Origin of the sequence: Vibrio sp. 10N.261.52.C2, assembly GCF_041471425.1 — a bacterium.
Taxonomy (GTDB): domain Bacteria; phylum Pseudomonadota; class Gammaproteobacteria; order Enterobacterales; family Vibrionaceae; genus Vibrio; species Vibrio crassostreae_C.
Map to the genome: position 1 here is coordinate 121,685 of NZ_JBFROH010000030.1, position 24,827 is coordinate 146,511.

The window sequence follows — 24,827 nt, forward strand, 5'->3', positions numbered from 1 at the left end:
TGGCCTTAATTATTGGCGAAATGCAGTTTCCACTTGCCTTTCGCCATGGGTATTGCACAATACCGCCCCTATATCTCTCAATCATTTAGTATTTAGCAAACGATTTCGACCCATGTTACTTATCATCGATAACTACGACTCTTTTACCTATAACTTGTATCAGTATTTCTGTGAGTTAGGGGTCACTGTGAAAGTTGTTCGCAACGATGAGATTGATATTGCGGGTATAGAATCGCTGAGCCCTAGCCATCTTGTTATCTCTCCGGGTCCTTGTACGCCGAATGATGCGGGAATCTCTCTGCAAGTCATTGAGCACTTCGTGGGTAAGTTGCCGATCTTAGGTGTGTGTCTTGGTCATCAAGCCATTGCTCAAGTCTTTGGTGGTGAAGTGGTGAGAGCCAGACAAGTGATGCATGGTAAAACCTCTCCGATCCGTCATAACGGTAAGAGCGTTTTTCAAGGTCTCAATAATCCTCTGACTGTGACTCGTTACCACTCTTTAGTGGTGAAAAATGGTACGCTCCCTGACTGCTTTGAACTCACTTCTTGGACAGAATTTGAAGATGGCAGTATGGATGAGATCATGGGTTATCAACACAAAACCTTGCCGATTGATGCCGTCCAATTTCACCCTGAATCGATTAAAACAGAGCAAGGACACCAGCTTCTTGCTAACTTCTTAGCGCGTTGAGTGTTTAAATTTGGCTTTTCATTCGTTCAAATAAGCCAGTTAAACGTATTACCTCGTTCGTTAAGCGTTTTAATTCGGGCGCGCCGCGTCTTCATCCCTCTGACGCCGATCACTTTTTATAACATTTCTCCCTCTTCAGGCTAAGTTTTTAGTCTATGCAATATTATTCGCCTTATTTCCTCTCGAACCCCTTATACCGCTGTACCAGTAAGGCTTTGCTGTTGATGGATAGACGTTTAGTTAAAAAAAGCTTCATAAAACAGATTGTTTGATGCATAAATAGTCATAGGTAGTGACGTTTAGCTGGTTGTTAGGGATGGCTAAAGAATAATCTACTATTGAAAAGGTTAATTAAATGTAAATATAATGCTGCAGCGGGATTATGGCGGGACAAAATATCTTTATCTCACTTATGAACCATTACGCTTATTTGCGAAGCTTGCGGTATCGAGAAGGAATGTACGATGACAGTGGAAAATAATGTAGAACGTAGTCTTTTTAATGAGGTGATGGTGCCTTGTTATAACCCAATGGAAATGATCCCGGTAAAAGGGGAAGGCGCACGCGTTTGGGACCAACAAGGCCGAGAGTATATCGACTTTGCTGGCGGTATCGCTGTGAGCTGCTTGGGTCACTGTCACCCAGCAATGGTGAATGCCGTTACTGAGCAAGCAAACAAGATTTGGCATCTGAGTAACGTGATGACCAACGAACCTGCACTGCGTCTAGCGAAGAAGCTAACCGACGTATGTTTTGCAGAAAAAGTATTTTTTGCCAACTCTGGCGCAGAAGCGAATGAAGCAGCATTGAAGTTGGCTCGTCGTTGGGCGGCAGATGTTCATGGCCCTGAGAAATCTGAAATCATTGCATTCAAACAAGGTTTCCATGGTCGTACTTTCTTTACTGTAACTGTAGGTGGTCAAGAAGCTTATTCTGACGGCTTCGGTCCTAAACCGGGCGATGTAACTCACCTGCCTTACAATGATATTGCCGCGCTAGAAGCGCACATCTCTGATCGCACATGTGCAATCATGATGGAACCTCTGCAAGGTGAGGGTGGCATCATCTCTCCAACCTCTGAGTTTGTGAACACGGTTCGTGAGCTGTGTGACAAGCACAATGCGCTGCTTATTTTTGATGAAGTGCAAACAGGTAATGGCCGTACGGGCAATTTTTATGCGTATCAAGGCCTAGGTGTGACACCTGATATCTTAAGTACAGCAAAATCACTCGGTGGTGGTTTCCCTATCGGCGCGATGCTAACAACGACTGAACTCGCGACACACCTAAAAGTCGGTACGCACGGTTCAACATACGGCGGTAACCCACTAGCGTGTGCCGTTGCTGAAGCGGTTGTTGACGTCGTTAGCCAACCAGAAACCTTAGCTGGCGTAAAAGAGCGTGAAGCGCTGTTTCGTGACGGCTTAGCTAAGATTAATGACAAATATCAAATATTCAGTGAAGTTCGTGGTAAAGGCCTATTGTTAGGCGCTGCACTAAATGACGAGTGGCAAGGACGTGCACGTGACGTATTAGTAGCGGCAGGCGAACAAGGCTTGATGGTACTGGTTGCGGGTGCAAACGTGGTTCGTTTTACGCCATCACTGGTTATTACTACACAAGAAATTGAAGAAGGCTTATCAAAACTAGACAAAGCAATCGCTACGCTAGTTTAGCCTAAGCGGCGTCATAGGAATGATCGCCATTAGAGCGATCCCATGACGTTTTGCTAAAGGCCCAAGCTTCTGGTTTTGGGCCTATTTTGCATCTGGAGGGAATATTGATGCTAGTTGTTCGCCCAATTAAACTATCTGATTACGACGCGTTGCATACCTGCGCTGTTGAGTCAGGACATGGATTCACATCTCTTCCGGTTAACGAAGAACTGTTAACCAATCGTATTACTCACTCTGAATACAGCTTCGCGAAACAAGGCGTGACCGAACCCGGTGATGAAGGCTATCTAATGGTGGGTTTCGACGCTGAAACTGGCGAAGTTGCTGGTACAACGGGTATCGAAGCTTCCATTGGCTGGGATGTGCCTTTTTACTCGTACCACATCAGTAAAGTGGTTCACTCTTCACAGCGCCTAAAAGTGAATAACGTGGTTAAGCTGTTGACGTTTGGTAATAACTACACAGGCTGCAGCGAAATTTGTACGCTGTTCTTACGTCCTGATTACCGCAAAGGCTTAAACGGTCGACTGATGTCTAAGTGTCGTTTCCTACTGATGGCTGAGCACCCAGAGCGTTTCTCAAAAACGATCTTTGCTGAGATGCGTGGTGTATCAGATGCGGAAGGCAATTCTCCTTTCTGGCAATGGCTGCAAGAACATTTCTTCTCGATTGACTTCACGCTTGCCGATTACCTAACCGGTATTGGTAAGAAAGGCTTCATTGCTGACCTAATGCCTAAGCTACCTATCTACGTGAACCTACTGAGCAAAGAAGCTCAAGCGGTGATCGGAGAGGTACATGACAATACGCGCCCTGCACTTAAGTTGCTGGAACGTGAAGGTTTCACCAACCGTGGTTATGTCGACATCTTTGATGCAGGCCCAACGGTTGAGTGTGATCTAAGAAACATCGAATCTGTGCGTCACTCAATTCGAGCACAGGTTCAAATTGCAGAGCACTCTAGCTCTAAAGACTTCCTAATTGGTAATACCTCGTTTGAGAACTTCCGCGCAGTAGCCGCGAAAGGTGCGTATGACCAAGCAAGCGACACAGTGATTTTATCATCTGAAGTAGCGAGCGCTCTTGAAGTAAAAGAAGGCGAATTCGTTCGCATGTTGGCTCAGTAAGAGCGGCGATTATCTGTCGAAGATTTTAAGGATAGAAGTATGACTCAGTGGATAGCAGGACAGTGGGTGGCAGGTCAAGGTGACGCCATGACATCAGTAAGCCCATACAACAATGAAGTAGTGTGGCAGGGTGATAGCGCAACACCAGCGCAGGTTGAATCTGCAGTAGCAGCAGCTCGTGAAGCCTTCTTGGTTTGGAAAAAATTGAGCTTTGCAGAGCGTGAAGCGATCGTGTTGAACTTTGCTGAGAAGGTAAAAGAGAACAGCGAAGAGATTGCACAGATTATTGCAAAAGAGACGGGTAAACCGATTTGGGAAACTCGCACTGAAGCGGGCGCGATGGCAGGCAAGATCGCCATCTCTATCCGTGCTTACCACGAGCGTACAGGTGAAGCTTCACGTGAAGCGGCTGGCAACCAAATTGTACTTCGTCACCGTCCATTAGGCGTGATGGCAGTATTTGGCCCTTATAACTTCCCTGGTCACCTACCAAACGGTCATATTGTTCCTGCACTGCTATCGGGTAATACCGTGGTATTTAAGCCTTCAGAGCAGACACCTTGGACGGGTGAGTTTACGATGAAACTATGGCAAGAAGCGGGCCTTCCAGCTGGCGTAATCAACCTAGTACAAGGCGCTAAAGAGACAGGTATCGCACTAGCCGATGCTAAAGGTCTTGATGGCGTGCTGTTCACAGGTAGTGCAAATACCGGTCATATCCTTCACCGTCAATTCGCGGGCCAACCGGGCAAGATGCTGGCACTAGAGATGGGTGGCAATAACCCTATGGTGATCAGTGACCAATATGGTGACGCAGACGCAACGGTTTATACGATTATCCAATCGGCTTTCATCAGTGCAGGTCAACGTTGTACATGTGCTCGTCGTTTGTATGTTCCTGTTGGCGAGAAGGGGGATCTGCTACTCGATAAGCTGGTCGCAGCGACGCAAAAGATTCGTGTTGATCAGCCATTCGCTGAACCAGCACCCTTCATGGGTCCTCAGATCTCTGAAGCGGCGGCTAAGTTCATTCTGGACGCGCAAGCGAATCTACAATCGTTAGGCGGCGTCAGCCTAGTAGAAGCAAAAGCGGGTCAAGCGGCATTCGTAACCCCGGGTATTATCGATGCAACCAACATTGCTGAACTGCCGGATGAAGAGTACTTCGGTCCATTGCTACAAGTTGTTCGTTACCAGTCACTAGAGCAAGCGGTTGAGTTAGCGAACGACACTCGTTTTGGTTTGTCTGCGGGTCTTGTATCAACAGATGATTCTGAATGGGAATACTTCGTTGACCATATCCGTGCGGGTATTGTTAACCGTAACCGTCAGCTAACAGGCGCAAGTGGTGATGCACCATTTGGTGGTCCGGGTGCTTCAGGCAACCTACGCCCAAGTGCTTACTATGCGGCGGACTACTGTGCTTATCCTATGGCTTCAATGGAAGGCGGTGAAACTCAACTTCCAGCAACGTTTAGCCCGGGTATTGAGCTTTAATTTAGGCTAATGAGTCTTAGGCTCATGCGTTAAGCTTGAAATAGGGAAGTGGTGTTATCGCTTTCCTTTTCCATCACGTCCGACACCTAGATTGGGCGGTAGATAATAATAGAAAAAGTATGTCACAGGCTGATGGCTGCTGACTCTGTGTCTCAGCCTCTCCCTCTCTTATCCAAATTACTAGCTTGCTAGAACCATTGACAAGGAGTCACCATGACGCCCGATCTACTCTTTAAATCACTTTGGGACGATTACATTCACAGGCTTTGTCCATCGGCTGAGAAAGTGCATCACTTGCTGAAAGAAGACGAAGCGCTGATTAATGATCACATTGCATTGCGTACTTTCAATGTTGCTCCTTTGGGTATTGAAACATTAGCGAAGCCTTTCCTAGAGTTAGGCTATAAGGCGTGTGGCGACTACTTGTTTGAGAGCAAGAAGTTGGTGGCTAAGCATTACGAGCACCCAGATCCAAAACAACCAAAAGTGTTCATTAGTGAGTTGAAGGTAGAAGAGTGTTCAAGTGACTTGCAACAGATTGTTGCTAAGTTGGTTGAGCAAGTGGACTCAAGTAAGCTTCAAGGTCATGAGTTCTTGTTTGGTGGTCGTCTTTGGGATTTGAGCTTCGCTGACTTCCAAGTACTAGCGAAAGAGAGCGAATACGCGTCTTGGCTCGCGGCTCATGGATATGGTGCAAACCACTTTACGGTGAGTGTGAACCAGCTAAATGAATTTGATGAAGTGCAGGCGGTGAATGACTACCTGAGCGAGTCAGGCTTCACGATCAATGCATCTGGCGGTCAGGTTAAAGGCTCTCCAGAGGTCTTATTAGAGCAATCATCAACAATGGCAGACAAAGTCCCAGTTTCATTTGTTGAAGGCAATGAGATGATTCCTGGCGGCTTCTATGAGTTCGCTAAGCGTTATGCGATGGTCAACGGTGAGCTTTACACAGGTTTTGTTGCAGCATCAGCTGACAAAATTTTTGAGAGCACCAACGGTTAACAAAAGGTACGAGCACGGACTTTGTCCTAGAGATTCGAGTACGCTTCGCTTCGAGGAAGTTTACAAATAGGATTCTGTGAGTTTTTATCGTATCTCGCATCTGCTCTCTGGGTCTTCAGAAAACAAAAAAGCCACCAAATTCGCATTTGGTGGCTTTCAAATTTTTGGCTCAGTTAATCGAGATTAACGAGTGCCATATACCACGATAGTTTTACCGTGTGCAGAAATTAGGTTCTGCTCTTCTAGCATCTTCAAGATACGACCAACTGTCTCACGAGAACAACCAACAATCTGGCCAATCTCTTGGCGAGTGATCTTGATTTGCATGCCGTCAGGGTGAGTCATTGCATCTGGTTGTTTTGCTAGGTTTAGTAGCGTTTGTGCGATACGACCAGTTACGTCAAGGAACGCTAAGTCACCAACTTTTTGGCTAGTTACTTGTAGACGGTTTGCCATTTGCGCTGATAGACGCATTAGGATGTCTGGGTTCACTTGGATAAGTTGACGGAATTTCTTGAAAGAAATTTCAGCTACTTCACAAGGAGATTTTGCACGAACCCAAGCTGTACGCTCTTGGTCTTCTTCGAATAAGCCTAGCTCACCGATGAAGTCGCCTTGGTTTAGGTAAGAAAGAATCATTTCCTTACCTTCTTCGTCTTTGATAAGAACTGCCACAGAACCTTTAACAATGTAGTACAAGGTTTCTGCCTTTTCACCAGCATGAATCAAAGTACTTTTTGATGGGTACTTATGAATATGACAGTGTGAAAGGAACCACTCTAATGTTGGATCGGTTTGAGGTTTACCTAGAACCATAATATCTCACTTCCTCTGCAGGGTATGCTTGCCGCTTTCCGTATTTTAGCTAAGCCTGGATTGACTTGTAGGATAAGAGCACTCGTTGAGCGCTGCAAGCTATCTTGTGTTTCGTTTAAGAATAGTATCCTTTTTCAGGTACTATTTCTTGATTTTAATCGTGACCAAGCTACGATTTTTTACGCAAAATTGTGCACATGATCACGGTATGAAAAGTAATCAACCAGAATGGTGCTCTGTTAACCAATTTTTCCGGTTTCGATGAGTTGTTGTAGGATCGGCCTTACAATGAGCTCCATAGCAAAACTCATCTTCCCTCCTGGTACCACAAGCGTGTTGTGGCGAGACATAAATGAGCCATCAATCATAGCTAAAAGGTAAGGGAAATCGACGTTTTTGATGCCGCGCAAACGTATAACAACGAAGCTTTCGTCTAAACTTGGGATCCCTTTAGCGTTGAGAGGGTTTGATGTGTCTACCGTTGGAACACGCTGAAAGTTGATGTGAGTACGCGAAAACTGAGGAGTAATGTAGTTAAGGTAATCATCCATCGAGCGAACAATCGAGTCCATTACTGCTTCACGAGAATGACCACGATCGCGTGTGTCGCGAACGAATTTCTGGATCCATTCTAAGTTGACGATAGGTACCATGCCGATCAGCAAGTCGACGTGTTGAGAAACATTGATATCGCCATCAACCACACCGCCGTGCAGGCCTTCGTAAAACATCACATCTGAATTTTCTGGGATCTCTTGCCATGGCGTAAAGGTGCCTGGCATTTGATTGTAAGGAACGGCTTCATCGAATGTGTGCAGGTAGCTACGTACCTTGCCTGTACCTTCGTTACCGTATTTACGGAAGAACTCTTCTAGCGCACCAAAATCGTTGGCTTGTGGACCAAAGTAGCTGATGTGCTTACCTTGCTCGCGCGCTTTACGGATCTCGACATCCATCTCTGGGCGAGTGAAGCGATGGAAACTATCTCCTTCAACCCAAGCTGCCTTCACGTCCATCATATTGAACATTTTACGGAAGGCTTCTGAGGTGGTGGTGGTGCCGGCTCCAGATGAACCCGTCACCGCAATAATTGGATGTTTAGCGGACATGACAACCCTTGTCTTTTGAGTAACTTACTTGTTAGCAATCGTTTACCACTATAACACGGCTCCTTTATGAGCGCAGCTTAGAAGCGTTTTGTGACTTGAATATCAACGGTTTCATGGAGCTCAGAAAACACAATGCTGACTTCTCCTGAAGCTAATTGATGTTTCACTTGATCAATCTTGTTTTGCAGTGAAACCTCTACGTCTCCGTAGTCTGTGCCTTCACGCAGCACGAACTCTTTGATGAGGTTTTCCAGTGTCTCTGGCGCAATGTCTTGCCATGGGATGATCATAAATACTTCTCTCTTTTATGTTCATAAATAGGTTTATTGATGTGTTGATTACTGCGTCTAGTGACGTCTACCACTCAGTCCTTAAAAAGGCTCGGTCATTATGCCGAATCTTGGATACTTTCATAGTAGGCTGGCAATGCTTCTTCTAGCCAAAACCTGGGCTTGAGCGTGCTACCGGTAATGAACCCCACATGGCCACCTTTCTGAAACAAGCGATAATCAATATTGTCTGGTAGTACGAATTTTGGAATAACATCATCAGTCATGAAAGGATCGTCTTTAGCATGAATGATCTGAGTCGGTAGCTTAATCTTATTCAGTTTTGGAAGCGCTGAACATTGAGCATAGTAGTCTTGAGCATTCTTAAATCCATGCAGAGGCGCAGTGATCCTTTCATCAAACTCATACAGTTTGTCTATTTTTTTGATGGTTTCAGCGGAGATACCTATTTTTTCTTGTAACAGCTTAACCTTTTTCAAGGCATTCGATTTGAGTGAGTTGAGCAGGTATTTTTTATAGAGCCTAGAGAAGCCTCTTTCAATACGACTGGAGCAGCAAGCTAAATCAAAAGGAGCAGAAACTATCGTTGCCGCCGACAGTAATGGGTCGTCCGCATACTCAGCCAAGTAGTTCGCCAGCATGTTTCCGCCTAGAGATATACCAACCGCAACCTTTGGGTTATTGGGAAATTGCGCGTGTAAGTGTCGTAGAAAGAAACGAGCATCTTCTACTTCTCCTGAATGGTACGCGCGAGCCAAGCGATTCGGTTTTCCGCTGCATCCTCTAAAGTGCATCATCACGGATAACCAACCATCTTTAGCAAACGCATTCATCAGTCCATTGGCGTAAGGGCTTTCAAAGCTGCCTTCCAAACCGTGGAATAGAACGAAAATGGGCTTATTATTCGCATCTCCTCTGCTTTTATTATCACTATTGGGGCTATCTCCCTTCGGGTCCTCGCTCCATGCAAGGTCGAGGAAATCACCGTCGGGAGTTTCTAAGGTTTGCCATTGAGGATCAAATAACGCCTGCTTTCTAATAAACCGTGGCACTAAGGTTTGTAAGTGCGGGTTAGAGAGACCAGCCGCTGCGGTAAATATTGTCATAAAACAGTCCATGCTTCTTTTATGGGCTTTGATAAAGTGTTGAGCTTTTAGTGAAACGCCCATGTTTTTATTTGAGCTTGGTTGATTCTCGGCATAAGCGCAAGAGTTTCACTCATACAGGTTACAAAACAGGTTGTAGGTAACTGGTTGAATACTATCGAGGTTAAGCTCTATATATTGCTAATAATCCGAGCCACCATCGCGTGAACACGAAGAACGATAGTCCCCAATAAGCTTGGATCTTGATCTAACAAAAGGAAAAGGGAATGCCTTAGGGCTGAGGGGCTGGTTCAGAAAAAGCAACATAGAGGTTTTCTGCCCCTAATAATCGACAGTATTGAAAAGCGAGAGGCGCTTGTTGGTTTGCGAAAAGCTGAAGAGAGTTTATGTAGTCGACGAGATCAGATTGTTGTTGTTTCTCTAGTTGTAATTCGAACTGTAAGGCTTCACGGTAGAGTGAATCAACAACGTGTGCTTTGAGATGCTTACGTAGCTCTCGATAACTATGAAGCAGGGTTTCAGAGCGGCTCAAGCACTGTTGAACTTTGTGCCACTCTTCTTCGGCAAAAGACAATTGCTGCTCATCAAGCCATTTGAGCAGCAGCAGTAGATTGACGTTGCCGTGAAACTGGTTTTGTAAAGCTAGGCACGCATCCTTTACACCACGCACACTGTAATACTGAAGGCTAAATTGCCATAGTCGTTCCAGTGTTAGTGATATTGGGGCGTGCTCTGGGCTCATAAGCTATCCATATCCTGTTCCATCTGCTCAAGCTCTTCTTGAGTGGACATCCAATCCATTTCAACTTCTTCTAGCTGTGATTTACTGCTCGCTTGGAGAGCGAGTACTTTATTCAGTTTAGCCTTATTTTCAGCTTCATACAGTGAAGTGTCGGATAATTCTTGCTCGGCTTCTTCAAGAGCCAACGTTAATTTATCCATCTGCTTTTCAAATTGAGTGAGCTTTTTACGAAGTGGTGCCGTCAGTTTACGGAACTCGGCTTCTTTTCGTTTCTGCTCTTTTTTCGCTGCTGCACTGTTGGCGCCGTCTTTTGCTGGTGCCAATGCTTGTGCTTCTTTGCGCTCAACTTTCTGCTGTTCGGTTAGCCACTTGTAGTAATCGCTTAAGTCACCATCAAACGGTGCTACTTGGCGGTCGTGTACAAGGTATAAATCATCGGTAGTCGCACGCAGTAGGTAACGGTCGTGCGATACGATAACCATTGCGCCTTCAAATGTCTGCAGGGCAAAAGTCAGCGCTTGACGCATGTCGAGATCCAAGTGGTTGGTTGGTTCATCGAGTAGCAACAGGTTTGGTTTTTGCCATACCAGTAGCGCTAATACTAAACGCGCTTTTTCACCACCTGAGAAGGGTGCTACTTTATCAAGTGCTTTTTCACCTTGGAAACCGAAGCTACCTAGGTAATCACGCAATTGTTGCTCGGTGTGTTTAGGGGCAATCTGCATCATGTGCTGCAGCGGTGTTTCTTCTGGGTGCAACGTTTCTAACTGGTGCTGTGCAAAGTAACCAATCTTAACGCCTTGCGAATAACTCAGTTCACCGCCTTGCTGTTTCAGTTCGCCAGAAAGCAGTTTAATCAGTGTTGATTTACCAGCGCCATTTCGGCCAAGCAAACCAATACGACTGCCCGGTACTAGGTTCAAGCGAATCTTTTCTAGAATCAGATTGTCATCATAGCCCGCTGATACTTCATCCATCATCATGATTGGGTTTGGTAGTGCGTCTGGTTCTCTAAATTCAAAGCTGAATGGGTTATCAAACTGAGCAGGCAGCACTTGTTCCATTTTCTCTAGCGCTTTAATACGGCTTTGCGCTTGGCGAGCCTTTGAAGCTTTGTAACGGAAACGGTCAATGTAGCTCTGCATGTGAGACATCTGTTTCTGCTGCTTTTGGTACATCGCTTGTTGCAGAATCAGTTTTTGCGCTCGTTGGGTTTCGAACGATGAGTAGTTACCCGTGTACTCATTGAGCTGTTGGTTTTCAACGTGCACGATGCGGTTGACGATAGGGTCTAAGAAGTCTCTATCGTGCGAGATAAGCACTAGCGTGCCAGGGTAGCTTTGTAACCAACGCTCTAGCCACATTACTGCGTCTAAATCCAAGTGGTTGGTAGGCTCATCGAGTAGCAGTAGGTCACTGCGACACAGTAGGGCTTGCGCTAGGTTCAAACGCATACGCCAACCACCTGAGAATTGAGTCAGGTTCCATGTCATTTGTTCTTGGCTAAAGCCTAGGCCATCCAGTAACTCGGCAGCACGTGCCTTTATGCTGTAACCACCAATGGTTTCAATCTTGCCGTGGATCTCTGCTACCAATGTGCCATTGTCGGCTTGTTCAGCTTTCTCTAGTTGATCTTCAAGGCCGCGGTATTCACGGTCACCATCAATCACGTATTCAATTGCTGTTCTTTCTAATGCAGGGGTTTCTTGAGCAACCCAAGCCATTTCCCAATGGGCAGGTTTGCTGAATGAGCCCGCATCAATAGACAGTTCGTCCTTAATTAAGGCGAATAGCGTAGATTTACCACAGCCGTTTTTACCAACCAAACCGATCTTGTCGCCAGGGTGAAAAGTCGCAGATGCTTGGTCGAGGAGTGGCTTACCGCCGCGTAGCAATTGAATATCAGAGAAAGTAATCATAATTGAAATAGCATAGAAATTAGAGGTGAACAGACGCCTGCATAGTAGGCTGAAACCAGATAAAAGTCGATCACAATGCAATTTGCGTTATGATGCCAATAACATATTAATAACTTTTGCTTAAATTCTTGTGGCCTTGCCACCGTTTAGCCCTCAAAGGAATGTTTCAAAGGAATGAGTAATACTCCCTCGACAGACAAAGTCGTGCCAAAGGTGTTGATCATCTACGCGCACCCAGAGCCGCAAACCTCTATTGCTAACCAGATGATGGTTAAGAAGGTAGAGTCGCTCGGTCATGTCAAAGTTCATGATCTCTACGCCATCTACCCTGACTTCTTTATTGATGTGCCTTATGAGCATGAATTGCTCCTTCAGTACGATGTGATCGTGTTTCAGCATCCTCTGTTCATGTATTCCTGTCCTTCATTGTTAAAAGAGTGGTTTGATCGCGTGTTAGGCAAGGGCTTTGCTTTTGGTGAGCAAAGTGCGCTTAAAGGCAAACACTGGCGCAGTGTGATTACTACCGGTGGTAAAGAAGAGGCGTTTGGTGCCGCAGGTTATAATAAATATCCATTACAAGAGATCTTGCAACCATTCGAGCTCACCGCTGCTTTGTGTCAAATGAACTGGATATCCCCTTTGGTTTTACACTGGGCACGAAATGTCACCGATATGACGCGTTACCAACACGCCGAAGCGTATCGAAATTGGTTGCGAGACCCGCTACAAGATATAGGAGCAGATGATGGCTCTGACTAATGATTTTCTACAAAGTAGCGTTATATTTTTAGCGGCTGCTGTGGTTGCGGTTCCTATCGCACAGCGCGCCGGTTTGGGTTCAGTACTTGGTTACTTATTAGCGGGCGTGGCAATTGGCCCATGGGGGCTTGGCTTAATCAGTGATGTCGAAGCGATTCTACACTTCTCCGAATTCGGGGTGGTACTGCTGCTCTTCTTGATTGGTCTCGAACTTAATCCGAAAAAACTGTGGCAGATGCGAGCGCCGATTCTAGGACTCGGTGGCGCACAAGTGCTGATCACCACTCTGATTATTACCGCCATCGCCTGTCTATTTGGATTAACTTGGCAAACCAGCCTGGTAATAGGTATGGGTTTAGCGTTGTCTTCGACAGCCATTGCTTTACGCGTTATTGAAGAGCGAGAACTTGGTGGTAAAGAAGCCGGGCAGTCAGGCTTTGCAGTACTGCTTTTCCAAGATATAGCTGTTATCCCTATGTTGGCGATGCTGCCTTTGCTCGCTGGCAATACGGGCGGCAGTTGGGCTGACATGCTGTGGATGCTAGGCGGTGTGATTGGTCTGCTGGTCGGTGGTCACTTCTTGTTGAGGCCACTGTTCCGATACGTAGTGATGAGCGGTGTCCGTGAGCTTTTCACGGTTGCAGCGTTGTTATTGGTGATTGGTATTGCCGTCATCATGCAGCAGATTGGCTTATCGATGGCATTAGGTACTTTCTTGGCGGGCGTCCTTCTGGCTGAAAGTGAATATCGACACGAGCTTGAGATCGCGATTGATCCATTCAAAGGTTTACTGCTTGGTCTGTTCTTTATCTCTGTGGGTATGGCGGTAAACCTAGGTCTACTGGCAGAAAGCCCATTCGCAATACTTATTGCAGTGTCGTCGCTAGTCGTATTGAAAGGTTTGGTGCTGTATGCGCTGGCTCGTATCTTCGGCACTCAAGCTAAAGCACGTAGCCGAATGGCGATGATCCTTAGCCAAGGTGGTGAGTTCGCTTTCGTTATTTTTACTGCGGCGAGTGCTCAAGGCATCTTAAGTGGCGAACAAGTGTCGTTCTTACTGGTGGTTGTGAGCCTTTCTATGGTGACCACGCCATTGATGCTTAAACTGCAAGACCGATTCTTTGCACGTCAGCTTAATCAAATCAGTGAAAGTGCGATGTCTTCGGATGTGGTTGATCGCAGCCCTCGAGTGATTATTGCGGGCTTTGGTCGTTTTGGTCAGATCATTGGTCGTCTGATGTATGCCAACAAGATTCGTATCACTGTCCTTGAAAGTGATGCCAGCCAAATACACATCCTTAGAAAGTTCGGCTACAAGGTGTTTTACGGAGACTCGACTCACCTAGAGCTATTACGCGCAGCCGGTGCTGATAAAGCAGAGGCGATTGTGTTGTGTACTGACTCCCCAGATGAAATCATGAAAACCGTCGATTTATGTAAGCAGCACTTCCCACGCTTAAAGATCTTGGCGCGTGCACGAAGCCGTGTTGAAGCGTATCAACTACTTAACCACGGTGTGAGTAACTATTCGCGTGAAACCTTCCTTGGAGCATTGGATTTAGGTCGTCAAACATTGACTGAACTTGGCATGCATCCATATAAAGCGAAGCGAGCAGAAGCACACTTTAGAAAGTTGGATAATGGTATGCTGAAAGAGTTGCTGCCTCAGCATAACGAAGATGACGAGTTAGCCCAAAGAGCGAAAGAGGCTCGTAAAGAACTTGAAGAGATCTTTGGACACGAGATGGAAAACGATCACCAATCTCGAAACTATTGGCAGTAGCTTGAAGTGATAACTCATGCTTGAGCTTAGAAATAGAGCTTGGGCATAGAAATAACAGACTATAGAACTAACCTAATAATAAACGCGGTCTCTGCTTAACTTATCAATAAAGTGAGTGGGAAGAACCGCGAATCCAGAGTAGTAAAGGATATGAACGTGAAACAGAAAAAACGCTTTATCGCAGGGGCAAGCTGCCCAAGTTGCAACACTCAAGACACACTCCGTTGGTGGATTGAAAATAATATCGAGCTGGTGGAATGTGTCGATTGTGACTTCACAGAACAGCGTAAACCGAAAACTGTAGAGAAATCTGAACACGCGAATCAAGAAATGATCGGTATTTTTAAGCCAGAATGATTGAGTTTCGTTAATTGATCCCCATAATATCTCGGTACAGAATTTTTCCTAAGCTCAACTGTTCGAGCTTAGTCCAAACCTCCTTGGAGCTCTCATGAAAATTGAAAAGAACGTAGTAGTTAGTGTTGCATATCAAGTGAAACTTGAAGATGGCGTAGTAGTTGACCAATCAACTGCAGAAGCTCCACTAGATTACCTTCACGGTCACAACAACCTAATTACAGGTCTTGAAAAAGAGCTTGAAGGCAAAGTAGCTGGCGACAAGTTCTCTGCAACTGTTACTCCAGAAGACGCATACGGCGAACACAACGACGCACTAGTTCAACGTGTTCCTGCTGACGTATTCCAAGGTGTTGAGCAAATCGAAGTTGGCATGCGTTTCCTAGCGGATACTGACCAAGGTCCAATCCCAGTTGAAGTTACTGAAGTAGATGGCGACGAAGTTGTTGTTGATGGTAACCACATGCTAGCTGGCCAAACTCTAACGTTTGACGTTGAAGTTGTAGCGGTTCGTGAAGCGACTGAAGAAGAAGTTCAACACGGTCACGTACACCAAGAAGGCGGCTGTGGCGGTCACGACCACGATCATGACCACGAAGGCGGTTGCTGTGGTGGCGAAGGCCATGACCACGGTGAAGAGAAAAAAGACGGCTGCTGCGGCGGCGGTAGCTGTGGTTCTCACTAATACCGAATTAACGGTTTAGTTTAAGAATCTTGAAAGCCTCCCTTGTGGAGGCTTTTTGCGTTTAGGAGTCTCGCTTTTTGACCTCGCTTTTCTCTACCAAACTAAGTGTCCGCAAATCTAAGCATTCGTAAAAGTTTGGTTTTCGTTATCAGACATCGAACCATGGATGTGGTATTGATAGCACAACATTATAAGACGACGTCAGTGGAGAGTTTGTATGTCACAGCCTTTTTCAATTGCCATTCATGGTGGTGCAGGAACCATCTTGCGCGAGCAAATGAGCTATGAATTAAAAGCGGGTATTACCGAGGCTTTGGAAAAATCGGTTTTGGCTGGTTATCAAATATTGCAATCGGGTGGTGATGCTCTGGATGCGGTAGTGGCATCGGTTAAGGTGATGGAAGACAGCCCGCACTTTAATGCCGGTAGGGGCTCTGTTTTAACGCATGATGAATTTGTTGAGATGGACGCTTCTGTGATGCATGGCCGCGAAATGGATGCAGGTGCTATTGCAGGCGTTCGCCATATCAAAAACCCAATTGAGCTTGCACGTGATGTGATGCGGAAAAGCGACCATGTGTTGCTGATTGGTGAAGGTGCCGAGAAGTTTGCGTTTGAGCATGACTACACCTTTACCGAGCAAGACTACTTCTTTACTGAGCGCCGCTATGACCAACTTCAGTCGATGAAAGAGAAAGGCATCTTTGCTCTGTCTGAAGCGAAATATGATCAGCAGCAAGCTGAGAAATACCCTGACGATAAAAAGTACGGCACGGTTGGTGCGGTCGCATTAGACCAAGCGGGTAACTTAGCGGCAGCAACCAGTACCGGTGGCGTGACCAATAAGAAATACGGTCGTGTGGGTGACTCTCCGATCATTGGTGCAGGAACCATCGCTGAAAATGGCAATGTTGCCGTCTCAACAACCGGGATGGGTGAGTTCTTCCTACGTAAAATGGTCGCCAGTGATGTCGCAGCACGAATGCGTTATCTGAAAGAAGATGTGCACACCGCTTGTGAAACGATCATTCAAGGTGAATTGAAAACCATGGGTGGAGAAGGTGGCTTGATCGCTATCGATGGCCAAGGCGATATACATTTTGGTATGAACAGCTCAGGAATGTATCGTGCAAGCGTTGATACTCAAGGTCGTGTTGAAGTGAAGATTTATGCCGACGACTAAGTTGGTATCGGCTTAATTGGCTTTAGCTTATTCACTGAGATGAAATAAACAAAAGGGCGACAGATAAGTATCTGTCGCCCTTTTAGTTTTCTATGTCCCGTCCTGAAATGTGTTTACACATTGAGGACGAGAAACTAACGATATGCGTCGTTAGATTTAATTGGTTATTTTGAACCGCACTTAATAGTGTGGAGGTGGCGTCTCTTCTGATGCGTCAGCTAGATTAGAGCCATCCATATTTTTTACTTTGCCAACCACGAACTTCATCTGATCTTGCATTCTCGTGATTAACATTTGTTGTTGGCTAAGCGCTTCATTGAGTTCTTCAATGGTCTGTTCTTGGAAAGCTAGCTGACACTCTAGGTCATTTACGCGGCTTTCTAGTTGTTCAACTCGCTTTTCTGTCATCGTTCTTAATCCACATTCCAAGCTTGGGCAATGCCCGCAGAGGTGCCCGATATCACACGGTTCTTATCATCAAAGGCTGCATCATACACTACCGCACGAGGAGGGCGAGCATCTTTTAATGGCTCAGCATCGTGGCGAGAAATTCGTTTGCCATCCTGAGTATTCCACACACTCACTTGGCTGGATGGCGTGCCCGTCACCAACATGCTGCCGTCATCAGAAAAACGAGCACTCGAAAAAATCAACTGTCGAGACCAGCTTTGCAATTGCGCTTGAGGTTCGCCCGTTTCAAGATCCCAAATCATCGCTTGATTGCCGCCATCAGAGGTAAAAGCCAGTTCACCATCGCGTTGTAGCGCGACTCGTACTACTCTTTGTTCATGCTCAAAGGTGCGCAACACCAAGCCCGACTCGGTATCCCAAAGGTAAGCTTTGTAGTCGTTGCCGCCTGATAATGCGTAGCGGCCATTAGAAGAGAGGGAGACTGAATTCACTTTTTCTCGGTGAGCAAGGAACTCCAGACGGCGTCCGGTGACTAAGTCCACATAGATGGCTTTTCCATTAGAAAGGCCAAGCAGTACTTTTTCACCATTGCTAGAGATATCGACATCGCGAATCAAGCCGTCGGAGATAGACCAGAGCCCTTGTGCTTGAGTCCAAGATAAGTCCCAAACGGCGAAGTTCATCTGGCTAGCGGTAATGGCAAAACGGCCATTGTCCGAGATACGGATACGCGATACTTGGTTTTCTAACTGGTCTTGTGGACCAAGCTGAGCCAACTCTTGGTCTTCGGCGAGGTCCCAAAGGAGCAGTTGCTTTTGCTGAGAGTAGAGCAGGGCGAAGCGTCCATCTCTGCTGAGTGCAAAGCTGGTGGCACCATTGGGCTCAATTTCCCAACGCTGCTCATCATCTTGGAAGAAAAAGCAACCATTTAACAAGGTGATGACAATTGTACATAGCAATGAGTGGAAAAATATTCGCATCACATCTAATAATCCGGTTTGTGTCGAAAGACATATGACTAGTATATTGTTATAACTAACGTATTCACACCAATCTAATCATTAGATTTGTGCACAATAACCAATGGCTTGGCCATTAATTGGAGAATTCAATGAAATCAGTTTTAAAAGTATCACTGCTTGCCGCAACGGTTATGCTAGCAGTTGGTTGTCAGAAAGAAGAACCAAAGGCAGAAGCTCCACAGGTAGAAGAAGTTAAAGTTGAAGCAGTAAACTTTAAAACAGAAGATGACAAAGCGGCTTACGCAATCGGTGTATCTTTCGCTAACTACCTAAGCACAAGCATTGATAAGCCAAGCGAGCTAGGTATCAACCTAGACAAAGATATGGTTCTTCAAGGTATCGAAGACGTATTCGCAGAGAAAACAGCACTTAACGAAGAAGAAACTCGCGCAGCTCTTGAAGCTCTAGACAAGCGTGTTGCTGAAACGATGCAAGCACAAGCGGCAGAAAAATCTGCAGAAGTGAAGAAAGCCGGTGATGACTTCCGCGCTGAGTTCGCTAAAACTGAAGGCGTTAAGCAAACTGAATCTGGTCTACTTTACCAAGTAATGACTGCTGGTGAAGGCGCTTCTCCAAAAGACACTGATACCGTTCAAGTACACTACAAAGGTACGCTAACAGACGGTACTCAGTTCGACAGCTCTTACGATCGTGGCGAACCAGCAACATTCCCACTAAACCGCGTAATCCCAGGCTGGACTGAAGGCGTACAACTGATGCAAGTTGGTTCTAAGTACAAGTTCGTTATCCCGCCAGAGCTAGCATACGGTGAGCAAGACACACCGACTATCCCAGCTAACTCAACGCTAGTATTCGAAGTAGAACTACTAAACATCGATAACGCTGAAGCAGCTCCTGCACAGTAATATCGGTTAAAAGCCTCGTACTAAAATACGTTGATTGAATAAAAAGCCTAACTTTGAGTTAGGCTTTTTTTATGATTTGAAGATGAGTATTTGATTTTTAAACTTGTTCTAAATCACTAGTTGCAATGTTAGCTAGGTGTGCAATTAAAATTTTCTGATAAACTTACATAAATTTGTTGATTTTTCACACGAAGGTAAGGAATAAGTGACTACTACAGAAACAGTCAATGCAGATGTGTTACTTGAAATGGAATCAGTCCACGTTATGCCATTCAGTGAACACGATAAAATCATTCTAAGATCTTATGAGGCCGTTGTTGACGGTATTGCGAGCCTTATTGGTCCGTTTTGTGAAATCGTTTTGCACTCTTTAGAAGACCTCAATACTTCTGCGATTAAAATTGCCAACGGCGAAAATACAGGTCGTCAGGTTGGCTCTCCGATCACCGATCTTGCATTGAAGATGCTAAAAGATATTGAAGGTTCTAAGCGTAACTTCTCACGTTCATACTTCACTCGCGCTAAAGGCGGAGTGTTGATGAAGTCGATCACGGTTGCTATCCGCAACGGTGAAGACCGAGTGATTGGCCTACTGTGTATTAACGTGAATCTAGACGCGCCATTCTCACAAGTGCTGCAATCGTTCATGCCTACACAAGACGCAGACGAAGCCGCATCATCGGTTAACTTCGCTAGTGACGTTGAAGAACTTGTCGACCAAACGGTTGAACGCACCATTGAAGAAATTAACGCTGACAAATCGGTATCGAACAATACTAAGAACCGTCAGATCGTGATGGAGCTGTACGACAAAGGTATTTTCGATATTAAAGACGCGATCAACCGCGTTGCTGAGCGACTGAACATCTCTAAGCACACCGTGTACCTATACATCCGCCAACGTAAAACAGAGGATGAAGAGGGTTGCTAAGCTATACACTCCTAGTGAATGGGCCAGTTTATGGCTCACAGTCAGCAAGAAGTGCCTACCAGTTTGCCGTGGCTCTGATTAAACAGGGCCACAAACTTCACAGTGTGTTCTTCTATCAAGATGGCATCAGTAACGGCTCAGACCTTACCGTACCGGCTAACGATGAATTTGATTTAGCTTCTGCTTGGCAAAAGCTGGCTGATGAACACGATGTTAGCCTTGAAACCTGTGTGGCAGCTGCGCTAAGACGCGGAGTGATTAGCTCTGAAGAAGCAGAGCAACATCAACTAAGTGCCTCTAACCTAGCCACTGGATTTACTCAAGCCGGATTAGGAAGCTTATCGGAAGCGCTACTAACGCAAGATAGGGTTGTGCAGTTTTGAGAAAGTTAGCCTTTATATTTAACAGTTTCCCTCATACGACCGCTGCGGGTAGAGAAGGGTTAGACGCCCTGCTTGCTGCGTCCGCATATAGTGAAGACATTGCCGTGTTCTTTGTTGGCGATGGCGTGACACAGCTTCTCAAAGCGCAGCAGCCCGACGAAACACTATCGCGTGACTACATCTCTGCATTCAAACTTATGGACCTGTACGACATCGAACAGGTGTATGTGTGTCAGCGTAGTCTGAGTCAGTTTGGTCTTTCAGCAGACAACCTGCTGATCGATGTGACCACCGTTGAAGCCGACGAGTTAACGCAGAAGTTAGCTCAGTGCCAACAGATACTGACTTTCTAGGGGACGCTATGCTTCATATTGTAAAATCAGTCGACAAACTTAAACTCGCATTGACCTATTCTCAGCCACAAGATCAGTATCTTTTGGTGGAAGATGCGGTGTATGTTTGCCTTCCCAATCATGAGTTATTCACTCAAATCTGCGCAGTAGAGCAGGTGTCGGTGTTAAAACCAGATCTCGATAGCCGAGGTTTACAACTACTTGTCTCAAGTACCATTGATCAAGTTGACTTCGATGGCTTCGTTAAACTGACGGTTTTGAACGACAAATCAGTCACTTGGTAGCTGTGTTTTATCAGTTTGGTTAAAAGTAGACCATCCTGAGCTCTAGACGGCTAAAAAAGATCTGTATATTTCTTGACACACCTCCCACTGCTGAATAGAATTTTGCGTCCCTAATTACGACTTGTGATTAGGGATAGATTTTTCACAAAGCTTACTTTCAAGTAAATTTCAGGAGCTAGTTAATGGCAACTATTAACCAGTTGGTTCGCAAACCTCGTGTAAAGCAAGTTGTTAAAAGCAACGTGCCTGCACTAGAAGCGTGCCCACAAAAACGTGGTGTATGTACTCGTGTTTACACTACTACACCTAAAAAACCTAACTCGGCACTACGTAAAGTATGTCGTGTACGTCTAACTAACGGTTTCGAAGTAACTTCGTACATCGGCGGTGAAGGCCACAACCTACAAGAGCACAGTGTTGTACTAATCCGTGGCGGTCGTGTAAAAGACCTTCCGGGTGTTCGTTACCACACTGTTCGCGGCGCACTTGACTGTGCTGGCGTTAACGACCGTAAACAAGGTCGTTCTAAGTACGGTGTGAAACGTCCTAAGTCTTAATTGATTCTCTTTTTTAAAAAGAAATCGTTAAGTAAGGCCAAACACTATTTTATTTATTATTCTGAAAAGTTTTGGAAAAAACCTGAAGAAGACAACGGAGAATATCCATGCCACGTCGTCGCGTAATAGGTCAGCGTAAGATCCTTCCAGATCCTAAGTTCAAATCTGAATTGCTGGCAAAATTCGTTAACATCCTTATGGTTGACGGAAAGAAATCTACTGCAGAAAAAATCGTTTACACTGCACTAGATTCAATGGCTGAGAAGTCTGGTAAAGACCACTTAGCTGTATTTGAAGAAGCTCTTGAAAATGTTCGCCCAGCGGTAGAAGTTAAATCTCGCCGTGTAGGTGGTTCAACTTACCAAGTACCTGTAGAAGTTCGTCCGGTTCGCCGTAACGCTCTTGCTATGCGTTGGGTAGTTGAAGCTGCGCGTAAGCGTGGTGAAAAATCTATGGCTCAACGCCTAGCTGCTGAAATGCTAGACGCGTCTGAGAACAAAGGTACTGCGGTTAAGAAACGTGAAGACGTTCACCGCATGGCTGACGCAAACAAAGCGTTCGCACATTACCGTTGGTAATACCTTTTTAGTGCTGCAAGGTTCCTTGCAGCACTTCTTTAGTTCCTATGCTTATGCTAGGAACTATTGCTATTTCTAGGGCAAGCAATTTTTAGCGAAGCATCGCTTTTAACGCCTAATCTAGACATAGCAATAGTCCCTAAGTCTCTAATAAGAGGATTCAACCGTGGCTCGTAAAACTCCTATAGAGCAATACCGTAATATCGGTATCGTTGCTCACGTAGATGCAGGTAAAACAACCACAAGTGAACGTATTCTGTTCTATACCGGTCTTTCTCACAAAATCGGCGAAGTTCACGATGGTGCAGCAACCATGGACTGGATGGAGCAAGAGCAAGAGCGCGGTATTACGATCACTTCAGCAGCAACCACTACGTTTTGGCGTGGTATGGAAGCTCAGTTCTCGGACCACCGTATTAACATCATCGACACTCCTGGACACGTTGACTTCACAATCGAAGTAGAACGTTCTCTGCGTGTGCTTGATGGTGCAGTTGTTGTGTTCTGTGGCTCATCTGGTGTTGAACCTCAGTCAGAGACAGTATGGCGTCAAGCTGATAAGTACCAAGTTCCACGTATGGTTTTCGTTAATAAAATGGACCGTACCGGCGCTGACTTCTTGCGCGTAGTTGAACAGATCAAGGACCGCTTAGGCGCAACTCCTGTTCCAATTCAACTGAACATTGGTGCTGAAGAAAACTTCCAAGGCGTTGTCGATCTTATCAAGATGAAGGCAATTAACTGGAATGAAGCTGACCAAGGCATGACTTTCACGTACGAAGATATTCCTGCAGACATGCAAGAAATGGCTGAAGAATATCGTACAGAACTTGTTGAAGCTGCTGCAGAAGCAAATGAAGAGCTGATGGATAAGTACCTTGAAGAAGGTGAACTAACAGAAGCTGAAATCAAACAAGGTCTTCGTACTCGTACCCTTAATAATGAAATCGTACTTGCTACTTGTGGTAGTGCATTCAAAAACAAAGGTGTACAAGCTGTTCTAGATGCAGTTGTTGATTTCCTTCCTTCTCCAGTCGATGTACCTGCAATTAAAGGTATCGATGAAGATGAGAACGAAGCAGAGCGTCACGCAGACGACAAAGAACCGTTCTCAGCGCTAGCATTTAAGATTGCAACAGACCCATTCGTTGGTACTTTAACTTTCATCCGTGTTTACTCTGGTGTTGTTGAAAGCGGTAAAACAGCTTATAACTCTGTGAAGAAACAACGTGAACGCTTAGGTCGCATTGTTCAAATGCACTCAAACAAGCGAGAAGAAGTAAAAGAAGTACGAGCAGGTGACATCGCAGCCATCATTGGCCTGAAAGATGTGACTACTGGTGAAACCCTTTGTGACCAGAACCATAAGATTGTTCTTGAGCGCATGGAGTTCCCAGACCCAGTTATTCAGATCGTTGTAGAGCCAAGCTCTCAAGCTGATCAAGATAAAATGACTATCGCTCTAGGTAAACTAGCAGCGGAAGACCCATCGTTCCGCGTTGATATGGATGCGGAAACTGGCCAGACTCTGATTTCTGGTATGGGTGAACTACACTTAGATATCATCGTTGACCGTATGAAGCGCGAATTTAGCGTGAACTGCAACGTTGGTAACCCGCAAGTGGCTTACCGTGAGACTATTCGTGGTACAGCGAAAGCGGAAGGTAAATTTATCCGTGAACATGGTGGTAAAGGTCAGTACGGTCACGTATGGCTGAAACTAGAACCATCAGAAGCTGGCGAAGGCTTTGTCTTTGTGGATGAAATTGCCAATGGTATCGTACCGAAAGAGTTTATCGCTTCAGTTGCTAAAGGCGTTGAAGAGCAGATGAACAATGGTGTGCTTGCTGGCTATCCAGTTTTGGATATCAAAGCTACACTATATGATGGTTCTTACCATGAAACAGATTCAAGTGAGATGGCGTTTACAATCGCTGCCTCTATGGCTTTCAGAACGGGTGCACTTGAAGCGCAACCGGTTCTGCTTGAGCCTATGATGAAAGTTGAAGTAACTACTCCAGAAGACTGGATGGGTGACGTTGTTGGCGATATTAACCGTCGTCGCGGCATCATCGAAGGTATGGACGAGGGGACAGCTGGCCTGAAGATAATTCGTGCACAAGTTCCGTTGTCTGTCATGTTCGGTTACGCAACTGATTTACGTTCTGCGACACAAGGTCGTGCTTCTTACTCTATGGAGTTTAGTGAGTACGCTGAAGTGCCTAACAATGTTGCAAAAGCAATCATTGCAGAGCGTGGTTAAACAAAAGGAAGGCATTTTTTTTCATTTTTTGAAAGAACAATGCGTCCAAATATTGCGCTAACGAGAGTTGGCGCATAAAATAGCAATTTCTGGCGCGTCTCGCTCAATAATGAACGTGGCGAATCATAACTAGGAAGGAACACGATTGTGTCTAAAGAAAAATTTGAACGTACGAAACCGCACGTAAACGTTGGTACTATCGGCCACGTTGACCACGGTAAAACAACTCTAACTGCTGCTATCTGTACTACTCTTGCAAAAGTATACGGCGGTGTTGCTAAAGATTTCGCATCTATCGATAACGCTCCAGAAGAGCGTGAGCGCGGTATCACAATCGCAACTTCTCACGTTGAGTACGACACTCCAGCACGTCACTACGCACACGTAGACTGTCCAGGACACGCGGATTATGTTAAAAACATGATCACTGGTGC

General features: G+C 45.6%; 27 protein-coding genes. 19 read left to right on the plus strand and 8 right to left on the minus strand.

The features are described from left to right. The first annotated feature begins 112 nt into the window (after positions 1–112). From AB4307_RS12110 to AB4307_RS12130, 5 genes are all read left to right on the plus strand, one after another. On the plus strand, positions 113–691 hold the full coding sequence (locus AB4307_RS12110) for an aminodeoxychorismate/anthranilate synthase component II (RefSeq protein WP_372131965.1): 579 nt from the start codon (positions 113–115) through the stop codon (positions 689–691). A gap of 464 nt (positions 692–1,155) precedes the next feature. After that, positions 1,156–2,367, plus strand: a complete 1,212-nt coding sequence (locus tag AB4307_RS12115; RefSeq protein WP_010435225.1) for an aspartate aminotransferase family protein — start codon at positions 1,156–1,158, stop codon at positions 2,365–2,367. 107 nt (positions 2,368–2,474) lie between these two features. Then, positions 2,475–3,494: an arginine N-succinyltransferase gene (gene astA, locus AB4307_RS12120; protein WP_372129666.1), complete on the plus strand. Its 1,020-nt coding sequence runs from the start codon at positions 2,475–2,477 to the stop codon at positions 3,492–3,494. A gap of 39 nt (positions 3,495–3,533) precedes the next feature. After that, the gene (astD, locus tag AB4307_RS12125) at positions 3,534–4,991 is read left to right on the plus strand and encodes a succinylglutamate-semialdehyde dehydrogenase (protein WP_372131967.1); all 1,458 of its coding nucleotides are present in this window, start codon (positions 3,534–3,536) and stop codon (positions 4,989–4,991) included. 213 nt (positions 4,992–5,204) lie between these two features. Then, the gene (locus tag AB4307_RS12130; protein ID WP_017071309.1) at positions 5,205–5,996 is read left to right on the plus strand and encodes a DUF1338 domain-containing protein; all 792 of its coding nucleotides are present in this window, start codon (positions 5,205–5,207) and stop codon (positions 5,994–5,996) included. 183 nt (positions 5,997–6,179) lie between these two features. Here the strand turns inward: AB4307_RS12130 and crp are convergent, their stop codons facing one another. From crp to AB4307_RS12160, 6 genes are all read right to left on the minus strand, one after another. Further along, the gene (gene crp, locus AB4307_RS12135) at positions 6,180–6,812 is read right to left on the minus strand and encodes a cAMP-activated global transcriptional regulator CRP (RefSeq protein WP_004729651.1); all 633 of its coding nucleotides are present in this window, start codon (positions 6,810–6,812) and stop codon (positions 6,180–6,182) included. Positions 6,813–7,051: 239 nt separating this feature from the next. After that, the gene (locus AB4307_RS12140; protein WP_010435210.1) at positions 7,052–7,921 is read right to left on the minus strand and encodes a phosphoribulokinase; all 870 of its coding nucleotides are present in this window, start codon (positions 7,919–7,921) and stop codon (positions 7,052–7,054) included. A 77-nt stretch (positions 7,922–7,998) separates the two neighbouring features. Further along, entirely contained in the window at positions 7,999–8,211 is a 213-nt protein-coding gene (locus AB4307_RS12145) for a YheU family protein (protein ID WP_010435208.1), read from the minus strand. 98 nt (positions 8,212–8,309) lie between these two features. Beyond that, positions 8,310–9,317: a hydrolase gene (locus AB4307_RS12150; protein ID WP_016783703.1), complete on the minus strand. Its 1,008-nt coding sequence runs from the start codon at positions 9,315–9,317 to the stop codon at positions 8,310–8,312. 271 nt (positions 9,318–9,588) lie between these two features. Further along, positions 9,589–10,059 carry a TIGR02444 family protein gene (locus AB4307_RS12155; RefSeq protein ID WP_010435202.1) on the minus strand — a complete coding sequence of 157 codons (471 nt, stop codon included), beginning with the start codon at positions 10,057–10,059 and terminating at the stop codon, positions 9,589–9,591. Beyond that, the gene (locus AB4307_RS12160) at positions 10,056–11,978 is read right to left on the minus strand and encodes an ABC transporter ATP-binding protein (RefSeq protein WP_372131969.1); all 1,923 of its coding nucleotides are present in this window, start codon (positions 11,976–11,978) and stop codon (positions 10,056–10,058) included. Before AB4307_RS12160 ends, AB4307_RS12155 begins: the two co-directional genes overlap by 4 nt. A 174-nt stretch (positions 11,979–12,152) precedes the next feature. Between AB4307_RS12160 and kefG the strand changes: the two genes are divergently transcribed. The 5 genes from kefG (at position 12,153) to AB4307_RS12185 (ending at position 16,745) form a co-directional block, all read left to right on the plus strand. Next, complete coding sequence (gene kefG / locus AB4307_RS12165; protein WP_017061111.1) at positions 12,153–12,737, plus strand: glutathione-regulated potassium-efflux system ancillary protein KefG; 585 nt, start codon at positions 12,153–12,155, stop codon at positions 12,735–12,737. Continuing rightward, positions 12,724–14,520 (plus strand): glutathione-regulated potassium-efflux system protein KefB, encoded by a 1,797-nt coding sequence (kefB, locus tag AB4307_RS12170; RefSeq protein WP_372131971.1) that lies wholly within the window; start codon positions 12,724–12,726, stop codon positions 14,518–14,520. The genes kefG and kefB overlap by 14 nt, the downstream gene beginning before the upstream one ends. A 156-nt stretch (positions 14,521–14,676) precedes the next feature. After that, positions 14,677–14,877 carry a YheV family putative zinc ribbon protein gene (locus tag AB4307_RS12175; protein WP_029235422.1) on the plus strand — a complete coding sequence of 67 codons (201 nt, stop codon included), beginning with the start codon at positions 14,677–14,679 and terminating at the stop codon, positions 14,875–14,877. Between the two features lie 94 nt (positions 14,878–14,971). After that, positions 14,972–15,562, plus strand: coding sequence for a peptidylprolyl isomerase (slyD, locus tag AB4307_RS12180; protein WP_017061108.1), 591 nt, complete (start codon positions 14,972–14,974; stop codon positions 15,560–15,562). 217 nt (positions 15,563–15,779) lie between these two features. After that, positions 15,780–16,745: an isoaspartyl peptidase/L-asparaginase family protein gene (locus AB4307_RS12185; protein WP_017066209.1), complete on the plus strand. Its 966-nt coding sequence runs from the start codon at positions 15,780–15,782 to the stop codon at positions 16,743–16,745. 180 nt (positions 16,746–16,925) lie between these two features. On the opposite strand, the gene AB4307_RS12190 is transcribed toward AB4307_RS12185, so the two are convergent. Continuing rightward, positions 16,926–17,153 (minus strand): SlyX family protein, encoded by a 228-nt coding sequence (locus tag AB4307_RS12190; protein ID WP_009848930.1) that lies wholly within the window; start codon positions 17,151–17,153, stop codon positions 16,926–16,928. A 5-nt stretch (positions 17,154–17,158) separates the two neighbouring features. After that, positions 17,159–18,136 (minus strand): WD40 repeat domain-containing protein, encoded by a 978-nt coding sequence (locus AB4307_RS12195; RefSeq protein WP_017063707.1) that lies wholly within the window; start codon positions 18,134–18,136, stop codon positions 17,159–17,161. Positions 18,137–18,267: 131 nt separating this feature from the next. On the opposite strand from AB4307_RS12195, the gene fkpA reads away from it, so the two are divergent. The 9 genes from fkpA to AB4307_RS12240 all read left to right on the plus strand — a co-directional run. After that, entirely contained in the window at positions 18,268–19,044 is a 777-nt protein-coding gene (fkpA, locus tag AB4307_RS12200) for an FKBP-type peptidyl-prolyl cis-trans isomerase (protein WP_017061105.1), read from the plus strand. 205 nt (positions 19,045–19,249) lie between these two features. After that, positions 19,250–19,975, plus strand: a complete 726-nt coding sequence (locus AB4307_RS12205) for a helix-turn-helix transcriptional regulator (protein ID WP_004729851.1) — start codon at positions 19,250–19,252, stop codon at positions 19,973–19,975. Further along, positions 19,969–20,358, plus strand: a complete 390-nt coding sequence (gene tusD / locus AB4307_RS12210; RefSeq protein ID WP_372128632.1) for a sulfurtransferase complex subunit TusD — start codon at positions 19,969–19,971, stop codon at positions 20,356–20,358. The genes AB4307_RS12205 and tusD overlap by 7 nt, the downstream gene beginning before the upstream one ends. Beyond that, complete coding sequence (gene tusC / locus AB4307_RS12215) at positions 20,355–20,711, plus strand: sulfurtransferase complex subunit TusC (protein WP_017063710.1); 357 nt, start codon at positions 20,355–20,357, stop codon at positions 20,709–20,711. The genes tusD and tusC overlap by 4 nt, the downstream gene beginning before the upstream one ends. 8 nt (positions 20,712–20,719) lie before the next feature. Beyond that, the gene (gene tusB, locus AB4307_RS12220) at positions 20,720–20,995 is read left to right on the plus strand and encodes a sulfurtransferase complex subunit TusB (RefSeq protein WP_017063711.1); all 276 of its coding nucleotides are present in this window, start codon (positions 20,720–20,722) and stop codon (positions 20,993–20,995) included. A gap of 182 nt (positions 20,996–21,177) precedes the next feature. Further along, entirely contained in the window at positions 21,178–21,552 is a 375-nt protein-coding gene (rpsL, locus tag AB4307_RS12225) for a 30S ribosomal protein S12 (protein WP_004737194.1), read from the plus strand. A gap of 107 nt (positions 21,553–21,659) precedes the next feature. Continuing rightward, positions 21,660–22,130, plus strand: a complete 471-nt coding sequence (gene rpsG, locus AB4307_RS12230; protein WP_010435163.1) for a 30S ribosomal protein S7 — start codon at positions 21,660–21,662, stop codon at positions 22,128–22,130. A 166-nt stretch (positions 22,131–22,296) separates the two neighbouring features. Then, complete coding sequence (fusA, locus tag AB4307_RS12235) at positions 22,297–24,393, plus strand: elongation factor G (protein WP_017061101.1); 2,097 nt, start codon at positions 22,297–22,299, stop codon at positions 24,391–24,393. A gap of 147 nt (positions 24,394–24,540) precedes the next feature. Beyond that, a partial coding sequence (locus tag AB4307_RS12240) for a GTP-binding protein (RefSeq protein ID WP_240698135.1) occupies positions 24,541–24,827 on the plus strand: 287 nt, incomplete at its 3' end.

Excerpts from the sequence above, each read along its gene's own strand:
- rpsG (WP_010435163.1), top strand. The coding sequence starts at position 21,660 with ATGCCACGTCGTCGCGTAATAGGTCAGCGTAAGATCCTTCCAGATCCT.
- crp (WP_004729651.1), bottom strand. The coding sequence starts at position 6,812 with ATGGTTCTAGGTAAACCTCAAACCGATCCAACATTAGAGTGGTTCCTT.
- AB4307_RS12145 (WP_010435208.1), bottom strand. The coding sequence starts at position 8,211 with ATGATCATCCCATGGCAAGACATTGCGCCAGAGACACTGGAAAACCTC.
- AB4307_RS12190 (WP_009848930.1), bottom strand. The coding sequence starts at position 17,153 with ATGACAGAAAAGCGAGTTGAACAACTAGAAAGCCGCGTAAATGACCTA.
- AB4307_RS12150 (WP_016783703.1), bottom strand. The coding sequence starts at position 9,317 with ATGACAATATTTACCGCAGCGGCTGGTCTCTCTAACCCGCACTTACAA.
- kefB (WP_372131971.1), top strand. The coding sequence starts at position 12,724 with ATGGCTCTGACTAATGATTTTCTACAAAGTAGCGTTATATTTTTAGCG.
- AB4307_RS12115 (WP_010435225.1), top strand. The coding sequence starts at position 1,156 with ATGACAGTGGAAAATAATGTAGAACGTAGTCTTTTTAATGAGGTGATG.
- astA (WP_372129666.1), top strand. The coding sequence starts at position 2,475 with ATGCTAGTTGTTCGCCCAATTAAACTATCTGATTACGACGCGTTGCAT.
- astD (WP_372131967.1), top strand. The coding sequence starts at position 3,534 with ATGACTCAGTGGATAGCAGGACAGTGGGTGGCAGGTCAAGGTGACGCC.
- AB4307_RS12130 (WP_017071309.1), top strand. The coding sequence starts at position 5,205 with ATGACGCCCGATCTACTCTTTAAATCACTTTGGGACGATTACATTCAC.
- AB4307_RS12195 (WP_017063707.1), bottom strand. The coding sequence starts at position 18,136 with ATGCGAATATTTTTCCACTCATTGCTATGTACAATTGTCATCACCTTG.
- AB4307_RS12155 (WP_010435202.1), bottom strand. The coding sequence starts at position 10,059 with ATGAGCCCAGAGCACGCCCCAATATCACTAACACTGGAACGACTATGG.
- fkpA (WP_017061105.1), top strand. The coding sequence starts at position 18,268 with ATGAAATCAGTTTTAAAAGTATCACTGCTTGCCGCAACGGTTATGCTA.
- AB4307_RS12140 (WP_010435210.1), bottom strand. The coding sequence starts at position 7,921 with ATGTCCGCTAAACATCCAATTATTGCGGTGACGGGTTCATCTGGAGCC.
- rpsL (WP_004737194.1), top strand. The coding sequence starts at position 21,178 with ATGGCAACTATTAACCAGTTGGTTCGCAAACCTCGTGTAAAGCAAGTT.
- slyD (WP_017061108.1), top strand. The coding sequence starts at position 14,972 with ATGAAAATTGAAAAGAACGTAGTAGTTAGTGTTGCATATCAAGTGAAA.
- AB4307_RS12110 (WP_372131965.1), top strand. The coding sequence starts at position 113 with ATGTTACTTATCATCGATAACTACGACTCTTTTACCTATAACTTGTAT.
- kefG (WP_017061111.1), top strand. The coding sequence starts at position 12,153 with ATGAGTAATACTCCCTCGACAGACAAAGTCGTGCCAAAGGTGTTGATC.
- tusB (WP_017063711.1), top strand. The coding sequence starts at position 20,720 with ATGCTTCATATTGTAAAATCAGTCGACAAACTTAAACTCGCATTGACC.
- AB4307_RS12185 (WP_017066209.1), top strand. The coding sequence starts at position 15,780 with ATGTCACAGCCTTTTTCAATTGCCATTCATGGTGGTGCAGGAACCATC.
- AB4307_RS12160 (WP_372131969.1), bottom strand. The coding sequence starts at position 11,978 with ATGATTACTTTCTCTGATATTCAATTGCTACGCGGCGGTAAGCCACTC.